Here is a 15830-nt window from a genome sequence, read left to right on the forward strand (position 1 = left end):
AGCGCTTCGTCGGAAATTCCCGGGGGTACTAATTGGGTGCCGCTGCACTCGATCGGCCGGTGTAAACTGCACAACGATGTTGGTGGGTGTGCTAGCTCTCTGATGGCTGGTTGGCAGGCTCAGTTGCAGCAGATCGGGTCGTCACCAGATGAGGGGGCCCGAGCTTCAAAAGCTTAACAGGCGCCGACCTCGGTTGGCGCATCAAAAACTGGCACTTCCATCCCGTCGGAATCTACGGTGAGCCCCGGGACGACAGTGTGAAAGTATGAATAACAGATAGCGCGCATTGGGCGTTATTTGAGTTTGAGGAGAAGACGTTGAAGATATTAGTGACCGGTGGCGCAGGCTTTATCGGCTCGGCGGTTGTTAGGCATATCATCGCCAACACCAAGGATTCGGTGATCAATTTGGATAAATTGACCTACGCCGGTAACCTGGAATCGCTGGCTGAAGCCGGTCAGAGTGACCGATATGCCTTTGAGCGGGTCGACATTTGTGATGCTGACCAACTGCAGCGAGTGCTAAGCGAGCACAAGCCTGACGCGATCATGCACCTGGCAGCGGAGTCCCATGTTGATCGTTCGATCAGCGGACCTTCGGACTTTATCCAGACTAATATCGTCGGAACCTACACCCTGCTCGAAGCGACTCGTCATTATTGGAAAAGCCTGAGCCAGGAGGCGCAAGAGAGGTTCCGTTTTCATCACATCTCCACGGACGAGGTTTATGGCGATCTTGAAGGCCCCGAGGATCTCTTCACCGAGCAGACCCCGTATCAGCCAAGTTCGCCTTATTCGGCAAGTAAAGCAAGCTCTGACCATTTGGTCCGGGCCTGGAGCCGAACATACGGCCTGCCAGCGATCGTAACCAACTGTTCGAACAATTACGGACCTTGTCATTTCCCCGAAAAGCTCATTCCGCTTGTGATCTTGAACGCACTGGAAGGTAAGCCTCTTCCTATTTACGGCAAGGGTGATCAGGTTCGGGACTGGTTGTACGTCGAGGATCACGCGCGTGCGCTTTACAAAGTGGTATCCGAAGGTGACGTCGGCGAGACCTACAACATAGGTGGTCACAACGAGAAGAAAAATATCGAAGTTGTCCACACTGTTTGCGCTTTACTGGATGAACTCTGTCCTGAATCGCCGTACCTTCCACATGCTCAACTCATCACCTACGTTCAGGATCGCCCTGGTCATGATCAGCGCTACGCCATTGACGCAAGCAAAATTCAGCGTGAGCTTGGCTGGGTTCCCGAAGAAACGTTCGAGTCTGGCATCCGCAAGACAGTTGAGTGGTACCTGAGCAATCAGCAGTGGGTTGAACATGTCAAGAGCGGCAGTTACCAGCAGTGGATTGACCTGAACTATTCGGAGCGACAAGCCTGATATGAAAGTTCTCCTTTTGGGTAAGAATGGCCAGGTCGGTTGGGAGCTTCAACGTTCCCTGTCCACGATAGGTGAGGTTGTAGCTCCTGATCGCCTCTCGGTAGATGGGGTCTGTGGTGATTTGGCCAACTCTGAAACCTTGCGCGAAACTATCAAGCGTGTAGCGCCAGACATAATTGTCAACGCCGCTGCTTATACCGCCGTAGACAAGGCTGAGTCCGACAAAGATCTGGCTTTGCAGGTCAATGCAGCCGCTGTACAGGTCATTGCCGAGGAAGCATTCAAGCTCGGTAGCTGGGTGGTGCACTACTCCACTGATTATGTGTTTGATGGTAGCGGTGCATCCGCTTGGCGGGAGAACGATGTTGTTTCACCGATCAATCACTACGGATTGACCAAGCTTCTCGGTGAGCAAGCGTTGATTTCGTCCGGGTGCAAGTGCCTTATTTTCCGCACAAGCTGGGTATACGGTGCGCGCGGAAGTAATTTTGCAAAAACGATGTTGCGACTCGCCAGCAGTCGCCCGGAGCTTAACGTTATCGCAGACCAGATCGGTGCCCCGACAGGCGCGGACCTGATAGCGGATGTAACCACCGTAGCGCTCCGGCACGCGCTCCAGAATCCATCTGTGGCAGGTGTTTACCACTTGGCGGCAGCGGGTTTTACCTCTTGGTACGAGTACGCAAGCCTGGTTATCGACTACGGTAGAAACAACGGTCAGGCAGTCGTTGCACAAAGCGTAAAACCGATTTCAAGCGCAGAGTACCCGACGCCGGCGCGTCGGCCATTGAATTCGCGGCTTAATACCGAGAAACTGCGTGAGACTTTTTCCATCCACTTGCCTGAATGGCAAAGTGGTGTGACCCGGATGTTAAAGGAAGTGTTAGAGAAATGACGGTCATGAAACGCAAAGGCATCATCCTCGCGGGCGGCTCTGGCACGCGTTTGCATCCCCTCACGCTGGGGGTATCGAAGCAAATGCTTCCGATTTTCGATAAGCCGATGATCTTTTATCCGCTGTCTGTACTGATGCTTGCCGGGATGCGTGAAATTCTGATTATTTCCACCCCGGAAGATCTGCCTTGCTTTAAAAAGCTCCTGGGCGACGGCCGCCAGTACGGTATCGAATTGAGTTATGCCGAGCAGCCGAGTCCGGATGGTCTCGCTCAAGCCTTCATCATCGGCGAAGAGTTCATTGGTGATAATCCGTGCTGCCTGATCCTGGGGGATAACATTTTCTATGGTCAGCATTTTTCTGACAACCTGCGCTCTGCCATGTCGCAGACTACGGGGGCTACGGTATTCGGTTATCACGTCTCTGATCCCGAGCGCTTCGGTGTGGTCGAATTCGACAAGACCGGTCGCGCATTGAGTATTGAAGAAAAACCCGTCGATCCTAAATCCAACTATGCTGTGACCGGTTTGTACTTCTATGACAACCGCGTTGTAGAGATTGCAAAAAATATCAAACCGTCACCAAGAGGCGAGCTCGAAATCACCGATGTAAACCGTGCGTATCTCGATGACAAGTCGCTTACTGTGGAAATGCTCGGACGTGGTTTTGCTTGGTTGGACACTGGCACTCACGAGTCGCTGCTGGAAGCAAGTCACTTTGTGCATACCATCGAGCACCGTCAGGGCTTGAAAGTAGCGTGTCTGGAGGAGATAGCATTCCACAATGGCTGGATAACTCCTGAAATACTCGGTGAGCAAGCTGAAAAACTCAAAAAGACCGGGTATGGGCAGTACCTGCAGAAGCTTCTGGCAGAGGCTTAAGACGTATGAACCTGATTCAAACCTCCATTCCTGATGTGGTCATTATTGAACCGGCAGTTTTTAGCGATGAGCGCGGCTGGTTCATGGAAAGTTTTCACGAGGAAAAGTTTCACAGGGCACTGGAATGTCTTGGTTTGTCTGTGCCGCGTGCGTTCGTCCAGGACAACCATTCCTGTTCGGCGAAAGGTGTGCTGCGAGGTTTACACTTCCAGCGTGCACCTTTTGCGCAGGGGAAGCTTGTTCGGGTCGTTCGAGGTGCTGCATTTGATGTCGCGGTAGACATCAGACCTGATTCTCCTACCTATTTGAAATGGGTAAGTGTGGAGTTAAGCAGCTCCAACAATAGAATGCTCTGGATTCCGGAAGGCTTTGCACACGGATTTGTTGCGTTGGAGGATGATACTCACTTCCTTTACAAAACAACGAACTACTATGACAAACAGTCTGAAGGTTCGCTTCACTGGAGCGATCCTCAACTGGGTATTAAGTGGCCAGGTGCTGAGAGCTATATTGTCAGCGAAAAAGATGATCAGGCCCCCAGTGTCGATAGCTTGTCGGTGGTGCGGTAATGAGCCTGGTTCGGATGCTTGACATCAATACGTTGGGTGACGAGCGGGGGCATCTGATCGCTCTTGAGGGTGACAAGAATATCCCGTTCGAAATTAAGCGGGTTTATTATTTGACCGACACTCAGCCGGGCGTGCCGCGCGGTTTTCATGCTCATAAAGAACTCGTACAAGTTGCTGTGTGCGTGTCGGGTCGTTGTCTGATGAAAATGGATGATGGTCTGCGCACGGAAGAGATATGGCTGGATGCTCCTGATAAAGCCATAGTGATTGATAAAATGATCTGGCACGAAATGCACGATTTTAGTTCTGATTGCGTGTTGCTTGTATTGGCTAGTGATTTTTATGACGAGCAAGATTATATCAGGGACTACAGTATATTCAGTGAGTTGACTAAAAGTGCCTAAAATACATCCTCTCGCCGATGTGAAAAGTAAAGCTATCGGTAAGGACACCCGGATTTGGCAGTTTGCAGTTGTTTTTGACGGCGCCGTCGTTGGAGAGAACTGTAATATCTGCGCTCATACCTTGGTGGAAAATGGTGTTGTTGTTGGAAATAACGTTACCATCAAGTCCGGGGTTTATCTTTGGGAAGGGACCGTGGTTGCTGATAATGTATTTATTGGTCCCAACGCCACGTTCACCAATGATGTAATGCCGCGTTCCAAAATTTACCCAGAAGCATTTTCAGGCATTATTATCAAACAAGGTGCAAGTGTCGGAGCTAATGCAACGATATTGCCTGGTGTAACCATCGGCGAAGAAGCCATGGTTGGTGCTGGGGCTGTAGTCGTTTCTGATGTTCCGGACCGAGCAGTCGTCGTGGGCAACCCAGCTAAAGTGATCAGGTATTTGACCAAATGATTAGTTTTCTTGACTTAAAAACTATCAACCAGACTTGCCGTGAAGAACTAATTGAAGCTTGCACGCGTGTTATCGACTCTGGTTGGTACATCGGTGGTGGCGAGCTTTTACAATTCGAGAAAGAGTTCTCGGAGTATTGCGGTACTAAGCATTGTATAGGCGTTGCCAACGGCCTTGATGCTCTGGAATTGGTCATTAGAGCCTGGAAAGAGCTTGGCCTTCTTAGCGAAGGCGATGAAATTCTGGTTCCATCCAACACCTACATTGCTAGTATTTTGGCTGTATCGGAGAATGGCCTTGTTCCCGTTCTGGTAGAGCCCGACGTTGCTACATTCAATATCTGCCCTGTAAAAGCAGAGGCAGCAATTACTTCCAGAACCAAGGCAATCTTGCCCGTTCATCTCTATGGTCGATTGGCTGATATGCCAAGGATTATGGACCTTGCGCAACGCCGCGGACTGCTGGTTCTCGAAGATTCTGCGCAGTCTCATGGCGCAAGTATCGACGGGAAAAAAGCGGGTAGCTGGGGGAATGCTTCCGGTTTCAGCTTCTATCCTGGCAAGAATCTTGGGGCGCTGGGCGATGCGGGCGCTGTTACGACAAATGACGATCTCTTGGCAACGACTCTGCGAGCACTGCGTAACTATGGCTCCCACGAGAAGTATAAGAACCTCTATCGTGGCGTGAACAGCCGTCTGGATGAGATTCAGGCAGCGTGTTTGTCTGTAAAACTCAAATATCTGGATGAGCAAACGGCCCACCGCCGCGAGATTGCAGACCTGTACACCCGAACCATCGACAACCCTGCGATCGTTTTGCCTGTGTCGGAGCGATTCGAATCTTTGCAGAATGCCAGCCACGTTTGGCATGTATACACCGTACTGTGCGAGCAAAGAGAAGCGCTTCAAAAACATTTGCTGGAAAGTGGCGCTCAAACGTTGATCCACTACCCGATTCCTCCACATCATCAGCAAGCTTATGCTGAGTTGGCCGGCTGCTCGTTTCCGATTTCAGAGAAAATACATAGTCAGATCTTGAGTTTGCCAATGGGGCCAACTTTGTCGCTGAGCGAAGCTGAAACAGTAGTACAGGCATGCAATAGTTTTTTGGCTAAAGAAATTAAATGAATCTTGTTAAAACGAGTTTTTTTAATGGAATAGCTGTTGTCATTAAAATGTTGACCTTATTGGGAATAAATAAAATCTTGGCGTTGTATGTCGGGCCGTCAGGTTATGCAGCGTTGGGGCAGCTACAGAACGCCTTGACGATGATAACAACGCTTTCCAGCGGCGCCGTCAATACAGGTGTTACCAAATATACAGCTGAGTATATTGATTATCCAAGCAGGCAGCACACGGTTTGGAAGACCTCAACAACTTTTGCTATTGTAGGCTCTCTTGCTGTAGGTGTTGCGGTTGCAGTGTTCAGTGATAAGTTGTCACTGTATTTTTTTAAAAAAGTTGAGTACTCCAGTGTCTTTTTATGGATTGCGTTGTCGCTGATATTCTTTACATTTAATGCTCTGTTGCTCGCCATTATCAATGGAAAAAAAGACGTTAAAACACTGGTGATTGCCAACATCGCTGGCAGCTTTTTATCGTTGATAGTCACCGGTTTACTTACCTGGTTTTTAGGGCTCTATGGAGCCTTGGTTTCCCTTGGGATATATCAAGCGCTGGCATTCGTTACGACTGTTTTTTTATGTCGGCAAGCAGAATGGTTTCGAGTTGAATATTTTTTTGGTCGGTTTGATAAAGGTGTAGCTCTTGATTTAAGTAAGTATGCTGCAATGGCATTGACCACAGCGGTATGTCTTCCCGTTGCTCAGATATTGATTCGTGATCACTTAATAAGCGAGTTTGGAGTCGAGTATGCTGGTTACTGGGAGGCAATGTGGCGGCTAAGCAGTGCATATCTCTTGCTGGTGACCACCACCCTAGGTGTTTATTATCTACCCCGTCTTTCTGAATTGGTTGGTTATACCGCTGTTCTGAAAGAGGTCATTGAAGGTTATAAGTTTGTACTTCCTGTTGCGATAGTATGCTGTATGGCGGTGTATTTTTTACGCGATTTCATCATATATATGTTGTTTAGTAAACAATTTCTACCGATGAGAGATCTATTTGCGTTTCAACTCGTCGGCGATGTAATGAAAATTGGAAGCTGGATACTTGCGTATGTGATGTTGGGTAAAACCATGTACAAACTGTATATAGTTACTGAGGTGTTGTTTTCCATATCGTGGTATTTGTTAGTTTTACTGTTCACCCGATGGCATGGTTTTGACGGGGTGGTTGAAGCCTATGCATTCAATTACTTTCTATACTGGATTGTTATGGCCGTTTGCGTAGCGTACGCACTAAGTGCGAATTCTAATGGTCAGACTGACCCCTCGATAAGGTGAGGAGAGCTAAATGAAAATTTTAATCCCTATGCTTGCATTTTCAAGCGCAGGTGGGATGAGGGTGTTGTCGAGGCTTTCTAGTGAGTTAATAGAGAGTGGGCACGAAGTGGAGTTTTTAGGTCCAGACTTCATTAACAAGCCTTATTATCCGACTCTCGCTAATGTAAGAACGTTTTCAAATATTTTTCATCGTGTTCCAGTGGTGCGAGGAATATTTAACCTTGTAGGGATGTTTTTGTTTATTCTCAAGCACCGAAAAGAATATGATATTTTTTTGGCTAGCTACAATTTAACTGCGTTCCCCGTCGCGTTTGGTGCTCTAGGTACAGGTAAAGGCTTTTATTATATTCAAGCTTATGAACCTGAATTTTATGATAAGAAAAGCTTTATAGGTTTTCTTGGCTATTTAATGGCGTCGGTCTCATATTTTTTGCCGCTTCGGCGAATTGTAAATGGGGCGATTTATCAGAGCCATAAGCTGTTAAGGGCGAAGTTTGTTGTCGAGCCCGGTATTGATTTGGAAGTATTCAAGTTCTCACCGAGGTCATTTCCTTCCGAAGAAATAGTTCTAGGATGCATAGGTCGAGAGCTTGCATGGAAAGGGACTTATGAGATTGTGGAGGCGGTGAAGTTTGTTAGAGCCTTCACAGGTAAAAATTTGATTTTAAAGGTGGCATTCGAACTTCCTAGGACTGTAGATTTAAAAAGTTACGACTTTATCCAGATGTGCTCGCCTCACGGAGATGATTATTTGGCAGAGTTTTATAAAAGCGTTGACTTGTTTATTGCTACCGGGCTTATCCAAGATAATGCGTTTCACTACCCTTGTTTGGAGTCCCTGGCTTCCGGATGTATAGTGGTTTCCAACTATGGGCCGGCCACTGAAAGCAACTCATTGTATATTGAACAGGTAACGATTGAGAAGATAGTATCCCAGATATTACGTTACCTCCAGTTGGATCGGGAAGCTTTGGCTGCTATGCGGACTCGTGCGGAGCATGACGTGAAAGCATATGAATGGTCAGAGATAGCACGAAAGATGCTTGTTTCATTTTCTTCTCTACGTTAACTACATCTTAAGTATATTAATATGAAAGCTTCCGTTGCCGCAGTAGTAGTGCTTTTTAATCCGGATCTGGTCGTACTTGACAGGCTGTTGCTCAGCATTTCTGAACAAGTGCAATTTGTTTACGTTGTTGATAACACCCCAGGTGCTGGTATTGAAAACTATCAAGGGAGGTTTGATGATGAAAATTTATTTTACCACGCCCTTCAGGATAATTACGGTATAGCACGTGCGCACAATGTTGGTGTTCAACTGGCTGAAAAGGCTGGCTATTCACATGTTTTGTTGCTTGACCAAGACAGTGAGTTATCACCGGGTACCGTTGAGACCTTATTGGTTGAAGAGCAAAAATTGCTCGATGCGGGTGTTAAAGTTGGTGCAATTGGACCTGTTTTTATCGATGAGAAAACAGGTGATGCTGCTCCAGCACTGAAACCATCATTCTTGGGCACGAAGAGTGTTGAAATTGATTTAAGTTCTACGTTACCTGTCATGAGTAATTACATTATTGCTTCGGGTTCGTTAATTCGGATCAGTGTTTTCAATGTGGTTGGATTGATGCAGGAAAGCTTATTTATCGACTGGGTCGATATTGAGTGGGGGGAGAGAGCCTCCTCGGTTGGTTATGGATCCTATTTGACTCCGCTTGTTACAATGCGCCACAGTATTGGTGATGAGTTTGTAACTCTGCTAGGGAAGCGAATTACCCTGCATAGTGATTTTCGAAATTATTTTATTGTAAGGAATGCAACTTATCTTGCTTTGTGGAGTAAGATTCGGTTTCAGACTCGCTTTCGGTTTGCACGAAAGATTCCTTATTATGTTGTTTGTTATACGTTGTGCTCTCAGAAAAAGTTATATTCTGCAAAGTTGTTGTGTCTTGCTTTTTATGATGGAGTAGTAAGGAATATGTTCAAGGGTAGGTTTTGATGTTGTACCTATCAATATTTTTAGCTGCTTTGTTATGCGGTTTTTTTTCATTGGTGCGCGATGAGAGAAATATGATAATTTTTTCGCGTACAGTATTTGCTATTTTGCTTTTGTATCTGGTTATGTTTGCAGGGCTGCGGGCGCCCGACGTAGCGCCAGACTATTTCAATTACATTGACTGGCTGTACCGCGTCGGAAAGTCACCTGAATCTATTTTTGAAGAGTTTAAAGATCCGGGCTTTTTACTTACGTTCAGTTTTATAAATTGGCTTGGTCTACCTGATTTTGTGTTTTTTTCTTTTATTGCGTTTATTTCGCTACAGGCCAAGGCGATTTTTTCGAATGTGGTTTTTCGTGGTTGTTTTTCATATTTTCTTTTCTTCCTGATTTTTTCTCGATTCTATATCGTTCACGATATGGTTCAGGTTCGGGTAGGGGCTGCGATAGCACTCGCCTCTTGCGGGATAATGTTTTTTTATACAGGACAGAAAACAAAAGGACTGATTTTCTATTTTCTAGCGCTCAGCTTTCATTTTTCGGTCATGGTGTTTCTTCCATGTTTTGTGTTTGTCATGCTTGGGTTTAGATACTTTGGACGAGCTAGTATTGCCGTTCTCTTAGGCTCGGCTTTTGCGTTAAGTACTTTGATTTCAGGTTTTACTGACAGCTTGAGTGAGTTTAGTCGCCTTGCCCCTTATCTTAACGGAGAGTACCATACAGCTGCGCTGTCATTATTCTCATTCTATTTTCTGGTTCGCTTTACCTTGGTCGTGACGGTGTTGATAATATTTTATGAGCGACTCACAGAAGTTGAACGCTTTGTCTTATGTATGTCGGTTGTAGGTTTGGCGCTGCAGGTGTTGCTCTCCTGGAATGACTCTTTTTCATTGAGAGCTGCCGAGGTTTTTGGTTTTTTTGATATGGCTTGTTTTGCCATGTTGATGCGATTATTTAACTATCGAAGCAGAATTATCTATTCGCTAATGCTTGTTGGAATAGCCGCCGTTTTCTATGTTTCATCTTTGAAGATGGTCGAAGATTATCATTCGGTATTGTCTTAGTTTTTTGTTTTCTTGATATGGGTATATTTGTGAAGCCTAAGTTCCTTGTGCTTCTTGCTGCTTATAACGGCATGCAATGGATCTCTGAACAGATCAATTCAATCCTCGATCAGCAAGGTGTTTCGGTGACCTTGCTCATCAGCGTCGACAGCTCAAGTGATGGGACTGAGGAGTGGGTCAGTGCGTTGTCCGAGCGCAATCCGCAGGTCGTGAACCTTGAGCATGGAGGGAAGTTCGGGGGCGCTGCACCTAATTTCTTCCGGCTGATCAATGAAGCACCCCTCGCCGAATTTGATTATTTTTCCTTTGCTGATCAAGATGATATCTGGCTGCCCAACAAATTGATCGAAGCTGTTGGAGTGATGTCATCGACACACGCTCATGGCTATTCGGGCAATGTCATGGCGTTTTGGCCTGATGGTCAAGAAACCATGATCGTCAAGTCTCAGCCGCAGGTTCAGTTCGATCACCTGTTCGAAGCCGCTGGCCCAGGCTGTACCTACGTGTTCTCAAAAGAGCTATTTCGCGATTTACAGAAGCATGTTGCCAATCGTTTTTCGGATATTCAGAATGTTACGCTTCATGATTGGTACTGCTATGCCTTCAGTCGTACTCATGGGTACAAGTGGGTCATAGATGACCACTCATATATGCGCTATCGGCAACATGGTAACAATCAGGTTGGAGTTAATAGCGGCTTTAAAGCGTTTCGAATTCGATTATCGCAGATTTTTGACGGCTGGTGGCTAAATCAGGCCGCTCTGATTTCCAGGTTGACGGGGGTTGAAAATACTCCTTTCGTCCAGAGTTGGATAAGTCTTCGCCGGCTCGACCTGATTCGCTTAGCCTTTTCCGGTCATAAGTGTCGTAGGCGTGTTCGCGATAAAATAGTATTCACAGGATTGTGTATCGTACTGGCAATTTTGAGACAGAAGAAATGACCAGAATATTGGTTACTGGCAGTAGTGGGTTTGTGGGAAGTTGTCTGATTGAAAAACTCACAAGCGTTGCTGACTATCACATAGGCGCGATGGTTCGTCGCGCACCCGCTCAGCCCGTCAAAAATGTCGTTTACCATCATGTGCCCGATTTTTCCATGATCGATGCCGATCTCAACGCACTGAACGGTGCTGAGGTCGTGATCCATCTCGCGTCTCGTGTCCACGTCATGAACGATACAGAGGCTGACCCTCTGGCTGCTTTTCGTCTGGTCAATGTCGGGCATACCTTGAAATTGGCACGTAGTGCAGCAATGGCTGGCGCCAAGCGGTTCATCTTTGTAAGTTCCGTAAAGGTCAATGGAGAAACGACCCTACCTGGGCATCCATATCGGGAAACTGATGTGCCAGCGCCCGTTGATCCGTATGGTGTGTCCAAAATGGAGGCCGAAGCAGGTCTGCGTCTGCTTGCTGCCGAGACAGGCTTGGAAGTCGTCATTATTCGTCCAGTGCTCGTTTATGGTCCTGGGGTATCTGCCAATTTCGAGAACATGATGAAGTGGTTGCACAGGGGTATCCCGTTGCCATTCGGTGCAATACATAATCAGCGAAGCCTGGTTGCACTGGATAACCTGGTGGATTTTATAATGACGTGTGTAAGTCACCCTGCGGCTTGTGATCAGACGTTTTTGGTGAGTGATGGCGAGGATGTTTCCACCACGCAACTACTACAAAAGCTCGCAAAAGTGCTGAGTAGTCCTGCGCGTCTGTTACCTGTGCCAGAGTGGATGCTGACAGCTGGCGCTAATTTGTTGGGTAAGGCGGCACTTTCCCAACGGCTTTGCGGTTCTCTGCAGGTCGATACTACCAAGGCTCGCTCCTTGTTGGGTTGGAGCCCTGTGATCACTGTGGATCAGGGGCTACGCAAGACGGCAGATCATTTTTTGAACGAGCGAACTAAATGAAGTATTGGTATGTTTTTCCGATTGTTGCGTTGTTGTCTCTGGTTTTGACGGCGGTGTTACGACGATACGCGTTGCATCGCAGCATCATTGATATCCCCAACGCACGGAGCTCCCATTCAATTCCTACTCCTCGTGGCGGTGGAGTTGCGATTGTAGTGACATTCTTGATTTCGCTTGTTTTGCTCGGATGTCTTCAACTACAACCCTATGCTTGGATAACTGGGTTGGTAGGCGCTGGGAGCCTCGTCGCGGTGATCGGTTTTATGGATGATCACGGGCACATTGCCGCGCGTTGGCGTTTGTTAGGGCATTTTTTAGCAGCGCTATGGGCGCTGTTCTGGTTCAATGGTTTACCAGCCTTGAGCGTTTTGGGGGGCTCTATCGATTTGGGTTGGATAGGTCATGCACTTGCAGCGTTTTATCTTGTCTGGATGCTCAATCTTTATAATTTTATGGATGGTATCGACGGACTTGCCAGCGTCGAGGCTATCAGTGCCTGTTTTGGGATGTGTACCATCTACTTTTTTTTCGGCTTCCAGAATTTGATTTGGGCGCCAGCGATTCTCGCGATGGCGGTAACCGGATTTCTTTTTTGGAATTTCCCTCCAGCTAAAATTTTCATGGGTGATGCAGGCAGCGGTTTCCTCGGGATTACGCTGGGTATTCTATCGCTGCAAGCCGCGTGGGCAGAACCCGGTTTTCTCTGGGCTTGGCTGATCATGCTGGGCGTATTTATTTGCGATGCCACTTTTACATTGGTGCGCAGATTGCTTCGAGGGGAGAAGGTATATGAAGCCCACAGAAGTCATGGTTACCAGTTCGCATCACGTAAGTTTGGTAAACATTTGCCCGTGACGGTCGCCGTGTTTTGTATAAATATTTTTTGGCTATTGCCAATCGCTTTTTTAGTCATAAAGCTTCGGCTGGATGGTTTTCTTGGATTGGGTTTCGCTTATATCCCACTGATTTTTCTAGCAATTAAATTTAGCTCGGGTGCGGTAGAACATTCCACCTTAAACTAAATTGACAATTTTTGGTCTTCATTGCGTGCCGAAGTAGTACGTAATGTGCGTTCCTGAACGTTTAGGGCCAGGTAGTAAAGAACGGTGGGCAATTCATGGGCAAAGTTAGAGCGTTTCTATTGGCGCTTCCGCGTCGACAAAAGCGGTTGATCCAGGTTGGAATGGACGTGGTGTTGGTTTGGCTCGCTTTGTGGTTGGCCTTTGTCGTGCGTCTTGGCATCGACGAAATGATTGATCCTGTCAGCAGACATTTCTGGCTGTTCCTCGCTGCCCCATTGGTGGCCATCCCGCTGTTCATTCGCTTCGGGATGTACCGCGCTGTGATGCGTTATTTTGGCAACGATGCATTAATAACAATCATCAAGGCCGTCAGCTTGTCAGCCCTTATCCTGGGTGTGGTTGTGTATTGGTACAGCAATCATGAGAACGTCGTTCCGCGCTCGATCATCTTCAACTATTGGTGGCTTAGCCTGATCATGATTGGCGGACTGCGCATGGCGATGCGCCAGTATTTCCTGGGGGACTGGTTTGCCGCTGCTCAACACGTACCATTCACGAGCAGGGATAACGGATTACCGAGGGTAGCCATCTATGGTGCGGGCGCTGCTGGTAATCAGCTTGTCGCTGCACTGCGCATGGGACGAGTGATGCGTCCAGTGGCATTTATTGATGATGACAATGGAATTGCTGACCGAGTTATCTCCGGGTTGCAGGTATACAAACCCAAGCATATTCAGCAGATGATCGAGGCAACCGGGGCGCAAGAAATTCTTCTGGCCATTCCCTCTTCGAACCGTGGCCGCCGCCGAGAGATTCTCGGTTTTCTCGAAGGTTTTCCGCTTCATGTACGAAGTGTTCCCGGGTTTATGGATCTGGCGAGCGGTCGGGTCAAGGTCGATGATATTCAGGAAGTAGACATCGCCGACTTGTTGGGTCGTGATGCGGTCCCGGCGCTGGGCGATCTGCTTGAGCACTGCATCAAGGAGCAAGTGGTACTTGTGACGGGGGCTGGTGGGTCTATAGGCTCGGAGTTATGCCGGCAAATTCTTGCATTACGCCCTACGACGTTGCTGCTCTTTGAACACAGTGAGTTCAACCTTTACTCAATCATGTCGGAACTTGAGCAACGAATCGCTCGCGAATCGTTGTCTGTTCGTCTTTTGCCTATCCTGGGGTCGATACGCAACCAGAACAAGCTGTTGGATGTGATGAAAACCTGGAAGGTGGACACGGTTTATCACGCTGCGGCGTACAAACATGTGCCGATGGTCGAACACAATATCGCCGAAGGCGTGCTCAACAATGTGATCGGCACGCTGAATACTGCGCAAGCAGCCTTGACGGCGGGCGTAGAGAACTTTGTACTGATCTCCACAGACAAGGCTGTGCGTCCTACCAATGTGATGGGCAGTACCAAACGCCTTGCAGAGTTGACATTGCAAGCACTCAGCCGAGAGTTGGCTCCGGTGTTGTTTGGTGACAACTCCAACATCTCCCGAGTTAACAAAACCCGCTTCACGATGGTCCGTTTCGGGAATGTGCTGGGTTCTTCTGGTTCGGTCATTCCGCTGTTCCATAAGCAGATCAGGTCCGGTGGGCCATTGACTGTCACCCACCCGAAGATTACCCGATACTTCATGACCATTCCTGAGGCGGCGCAGTTGGTGATCCAGGCTGGCTCGATGGGGCAGGGTGGCGATGTATTTGTGCTGGATATGGGTGAGCCAGTGAGGATTGTTGAATTAGCTGAGAAGATGATTCACCTGTCCGGTTTGAGTGTACGTTCGGACAAGAATTTGCACGGCGATATTTCGATTGAGTTCACAGGTCTGCGACCTGGTGAAAAGCTTTACGAAGAACTGCTGATCGGGGACAACGTCTCTGCTACTCAACATCCGATGATAATGACTGCAAACGAGGACCACCTTTCTTGGGATATTCTCAAGTTGAAGCTTGCTGAACTGCTTGTTGCCGTTGAGCAAGATGACTACTCGCGAGTGCGTCAGTTGTTGCGCGAAACTGTCAGTGGCTACACCCCTGACGGTGATATCGTCGACTGGATCTACCAGCAACGCCGTCTCGAACCCTGATTGTTACACACTCTGTAACGGACACATTTTTGACAGGCTCCAGACATCGCCTAAGTTTGGAAGGCAGCTTCGGAAAAGCTGCTCTTTCTTATCGATGTCATGGAGCGTCACTTATGCGTACAGGCTATTTCTACTCCCTGGTTTTTGCCCTGCTTACCAGCGCCTCTGTTGCTGCTATCGCTGCACCGGCGACCAAAATAGAGGCTGTAACCTCGCCATCGACGATGCAGGTTGCACCGTCCGGGGAGGCTGCGAAAGTCAATCTCAATACAGTAGATGCAACGACCCTGCAGCGAGAGCTCGCCGGAGTGGGTGAGGCCAAGGCCAAGTCGATTGTTGCGTATCGAGAGAGTAATGGGCCATTTTCCTCGGTGGATGAGTTGCTGGAGGTCAAGGGCATCGGCAAGGCGATTCTGGACAAGAATCGCGACAAGCTTGAGGTGAACTGATTCTTATCGCTAGCGCCAGAGGCCGGTCATTGACCGGCCTTTTTTTGTTTGTGCGCCAGGCATGGCGCGTTGCGCGTAAGCGCAACCAGCTTGGCTGTGGTGGCCACGCTGGTGACTTGGAGGTGAAAGTCCTCTACACACCCGGCAAGGGGAAGTGTTAGCCAGAGGCAAGGGTGTCGCGGGTGACTGCGAATCTGAAGGAAGCCCGAGGCAAAATGCTGGCCTGACGAACAGGAAGCGGATAGTGGCGGCGTAGCGGGGTGAGGCAGCAAAGAGTGCCAAAGCCCAGTACTTGGTAAGCGCTCCATAAA

Annotated in this window: 16 protein-coding genes; all 16 read left to right on the forward strand. The window is 48.1% G+C overall.

Annotated elements, in window-relative coordinates; translation table 11 throughout:
* Window positions 1-317: 317 nt before the first annotated feature.
* The 16 genes from rfbB to HK44_RS06615 all read left to right on the forward strand — a co-directional run bounded on the left by rfbB (window position 318) and on the right by HK44_RS06615 (window position 15519).
* Complete coding sequence (gene rfbB / locus HK44_RS06540; protein ID WP_019692977.1) at window positions 318-1388, forward strand: dTDP-glucose 4,6-dehydratase; 1071 nt, start codon at window positions 318-320, stop codon at window positions 1386-1388.
* Between the two features lies 1 nt (window position 1389).
* A complete protein-coding gene (gene rfbD / locus HK44_RS06545) occupies window positions 1390-2283 on the forward strand; it encodes a dTDP-4-dehydrorhamnose reductase (RefSeq protein WP_019692976.1) in 894 nt (297 codons plus the stop codon).
* Window positions 2280-3164, forward strand: a complete 885-nt coding sequence (gene rfbA / locus HK44_RS06550; protein WP_019692975.1) for a glucose-1-phosphate thymidylyltransferase RfbA — start codon at window positions 2280-2282, stop codon at window positions 3162-3164. The genes rfbD and rfbA overlap by 4 nt, the downstream gene beginning before the upstream one ends.
* A 5-nt stretch (window positions 3165-3169) precedes the next feature.
* The gene (gene rfbC / locus HK44_RS06555) at window positions 3170-3733 is read left to right on the forward strand and encodes a dTDP-4-dehydrorhamnose 3,5-epimerase (protein ID WP_019692974.1); all 564 of its coding nucleotides are present in this window, start codon (window positions 3170-3172) and stop codon (window positions 3731-3733) included.
* Between the two features lie 14 nt (window positions 3734-3747).
* On the forward strand, window positions 3748-4137 hold the full coding sequence (locus HK44_RS06560; protein WP_019692973.1) for a sugar 3,4-ketoisomerase: 390 nt from the start codon (window positions 3748-3750) through the stop codon (window positions 4135-4137).
* The gene (locus tag HK44_RS06565; protein WP_019692972.1) at window positions 4130-4594 is read left to right on the forward strand and encodes an acyltransferase; all 465 of its coding nucleotides are present in this window, start codon (window positions 4130-4132) and stop codon (window positions 4592-4594) included. Before HK44_RS06560 ends, HK44_RS06565 begins: the two co-directional genes overlap by 8 nt.
* A complete protein-coding gene (locus HK44_RS06570) occupies window positions 4591-5721 on the forward strand; it encodes a DegT/DnrJ/EryC1/StrS family aminotransferase (RefSeq protein WP_080690590.1) in 1131 nt (376 codons plus the stop codon). The genes HK44_RS06565 and HK44_RS06570 overlap by 4 nt, the downstream gene beginning before the upstream one ends.
* A complete protein-coding gene (locus tag HK44_RS06575; RefSeq protein ID WP_019692970.1) occupies window positions 5718-6998 on the forward strand; it encodes an O-antigen translocase in 1281 nt (426 codons plus the stop codon). Before HK44_RS06570 ends, HK44_RS06575 begins: the two co-directional genes overlap by 4 nt.
* Window positions 6999-7008: 10 nt before the next feature.
* A complete protein-coding gene (locus HK44_RS06580) occupies window positions 7009-8067 on the forward strand; it encodes a glycosyltransferase family 4 protein (protein ID WP_019692969.1) in 1059 nt (352 codons plus the stop codon).
* A gap of 21 nt (window positions 8068-8088) precedes the next feature.
* On the forward strand, window positions 8089-8994 hold the full coding sequence (locus tag HK44_RS06585; protein WP_019692968.1) for a glycosyltransferase family 2 protein: 906 nt from the start codon (window positions 8089-8091) through the stop codon (window positions 8992-8994).
* Window positions 8994-10055 (forward strand): EpsG family protein, encoded by a 1062-nt coding sequence (locus HK44_RS06590; protein ID WP_019692967.1) that lies wholly within the window; start codon window positions 8994-8996, stop codon window positions 10053-10055. The genes HK44_RS06585 and HK44_RS06590 overlap by 1 nt, the downstream gene beginning before the upstream one ends.
* A gap of 29 nt (window positions 10056-10084) precedes the next feature.
* Window positions 10085-10996 carry a glycosyltransferase gene (locus HK44_RS06595; RefSeq protein ID WP_347249194.1) on the forward strand — a complete coding sequence of 304 codons (912 nt, stop codon included), beginning with the start codon at window positions 10085-10087 and terminating at the stop codon, window positions 10994-10996.
* Window positions 10993-11958 carry a UDP-glucose 4-epimerase family protein gene (locus HK44_RS06600; protein ID WP_019692965.1) on the forward strand — a complete coding sequence of 322 codons (966 nt, stop codon included), beginning with the start codon at window positions 10993-10995 and terminating at the stop codon, window positions 11956-11958. The genes HK44_RS06595 and HK44_RS06600 overlap by 4 nt, the downstream gene beginning before the upstream one ends.
* Window positions 11955-12980, forward strand: a complete 1026-nt coding sequence (locus tag HK44_RS06605) for an MraY family glycosyltransferase (protein ID WP_019692964.1) — start codon at window positions 11955-11957, stop codon at window positions 12978-12980. Before HK44_RS06600 ends, HK44_RS06605 begins: the two co-directional genes overlap by 4 nt.
* Before the next feature lie 95 nt (window positions 12981-13075).
* Window positions 13076-15070, forward strand: coding sequence for a polysaccharide biosynthesis protein (locus HK44_RS06610; protein ID WP_019692963.1), 1995 nt, complete (start codon window positions 13076-13078; stop codon window positions 15068-15070).
* A 113-nt stretch (window positions 15071-15183) separates the two neighbouring features.
* On the forward strand, window positions 15184-15519 hold the full coding sequence (locus HK44_RS06615) for a ComEA family DNA-binding protein (protein WP_019692962.1): 336 nt from the start codon (window positions 15184-15186) through the stop codon (window positions 15517-15519).
* Window positions 15520-15830: the final 311 nt, after the last annotated feature.

It is taken from the genome of Pseudomonas fluorescens HK44 (assembly GCF_000217955.3).
Lineage (GTDB): Bacteria > Pseudomonadota > Gammaproteobacteria > Pseudomonadales > Pseudomonadaceae > Aquipseudomonas > Aquipseudomonas fluorescens_AQ.

Coding starts and splice junctions, on each gene's coding strand:
- HK44_RS06605 (WP_019692964.1), top strand. CDS start 11,955: ATGAAGTATTGGTATGTTTTTCCGATTGTTGCGTTGTTGTCTCTGGTT.
- HK44_RS06575 (WP_019692970.1), top strand. CDS start 5,718: ATGAATCTTGTTAAAACGAGTTTTTTTAATGGAATAGCTGTTGTCATT.
- HK44_RS06570 (WP_080690590.1), top strand. CDS start 4,591: ATGATTAGTTTTCTTGACTTAAAAACTATCAACCAGACTTGCCGTGAA.
- HK44_RS06580 (WP_019692969.1), top strand. CDS start 7,009: ATGAAAATTTTAATCCCTATGCTTGCATTTTCAAGCGCAGGTGGGATG.
- HK44_RS06590 (WP_019692967.1), top strand. CDS start 8,994: ATGTTGTACCTATCAATATTTTTAGCTGCTTTGTTATGCGGTTTTTTT.
- HK44_RS06610 (WP_019692963.1), top strand. CDS start 13,076: ATGGGCAAAGTTAGAGCGTTTCTATTGGCGCTTCCGCGTCGACAAAAG.
- HK44_RS06615 (WP_019692962.1), top strand. CDS start 15,184: ATGCGTACAGGCTATTTCTACTCCCTGGTTTTTGCCCTGCTTACCAGC.
- HK44_RS06585 (WP_019692968.1), top strand. CDS start 8,089: ATGAAAGCTTCCGTTGCCGCAGTAGTAGTGCTTTTTAATCCGGATCTG.
- HK44_RS06560 (WP_019692973.1), top strand. CDS start 3,748: ATGCTTGACATCAATACGTTGGGTGACGAGCGGGGGCATCTGATCGCT.
- rfbD (WP_019692976.1), top strand. CDS start 1,390: ATGAAAGTTCTCCTTTTGGGTAAGAATGGCCAGGTCGGTTGGGAGCTT.
- HK44_RS06600 (WP_019692965.1), top strand. CDS start 10,993: ATGACCAGAATATTGGTTACTGGCAGTAGTGGGTTTGTGGGAAGTTGT.
- rfbC (WP_019692974.1), top strand. CDS start 3,170: ATGAACCTGATTCAAACCTCCATTCCTGATGTGGTCATTATTGAACCG.
- rfbA (WP_019692975.1), top strand. CDS start 2,280: ATGACGGTCATGAAACGCAAAGGCATCATCCTCGCGGGCGGCTCTGGC.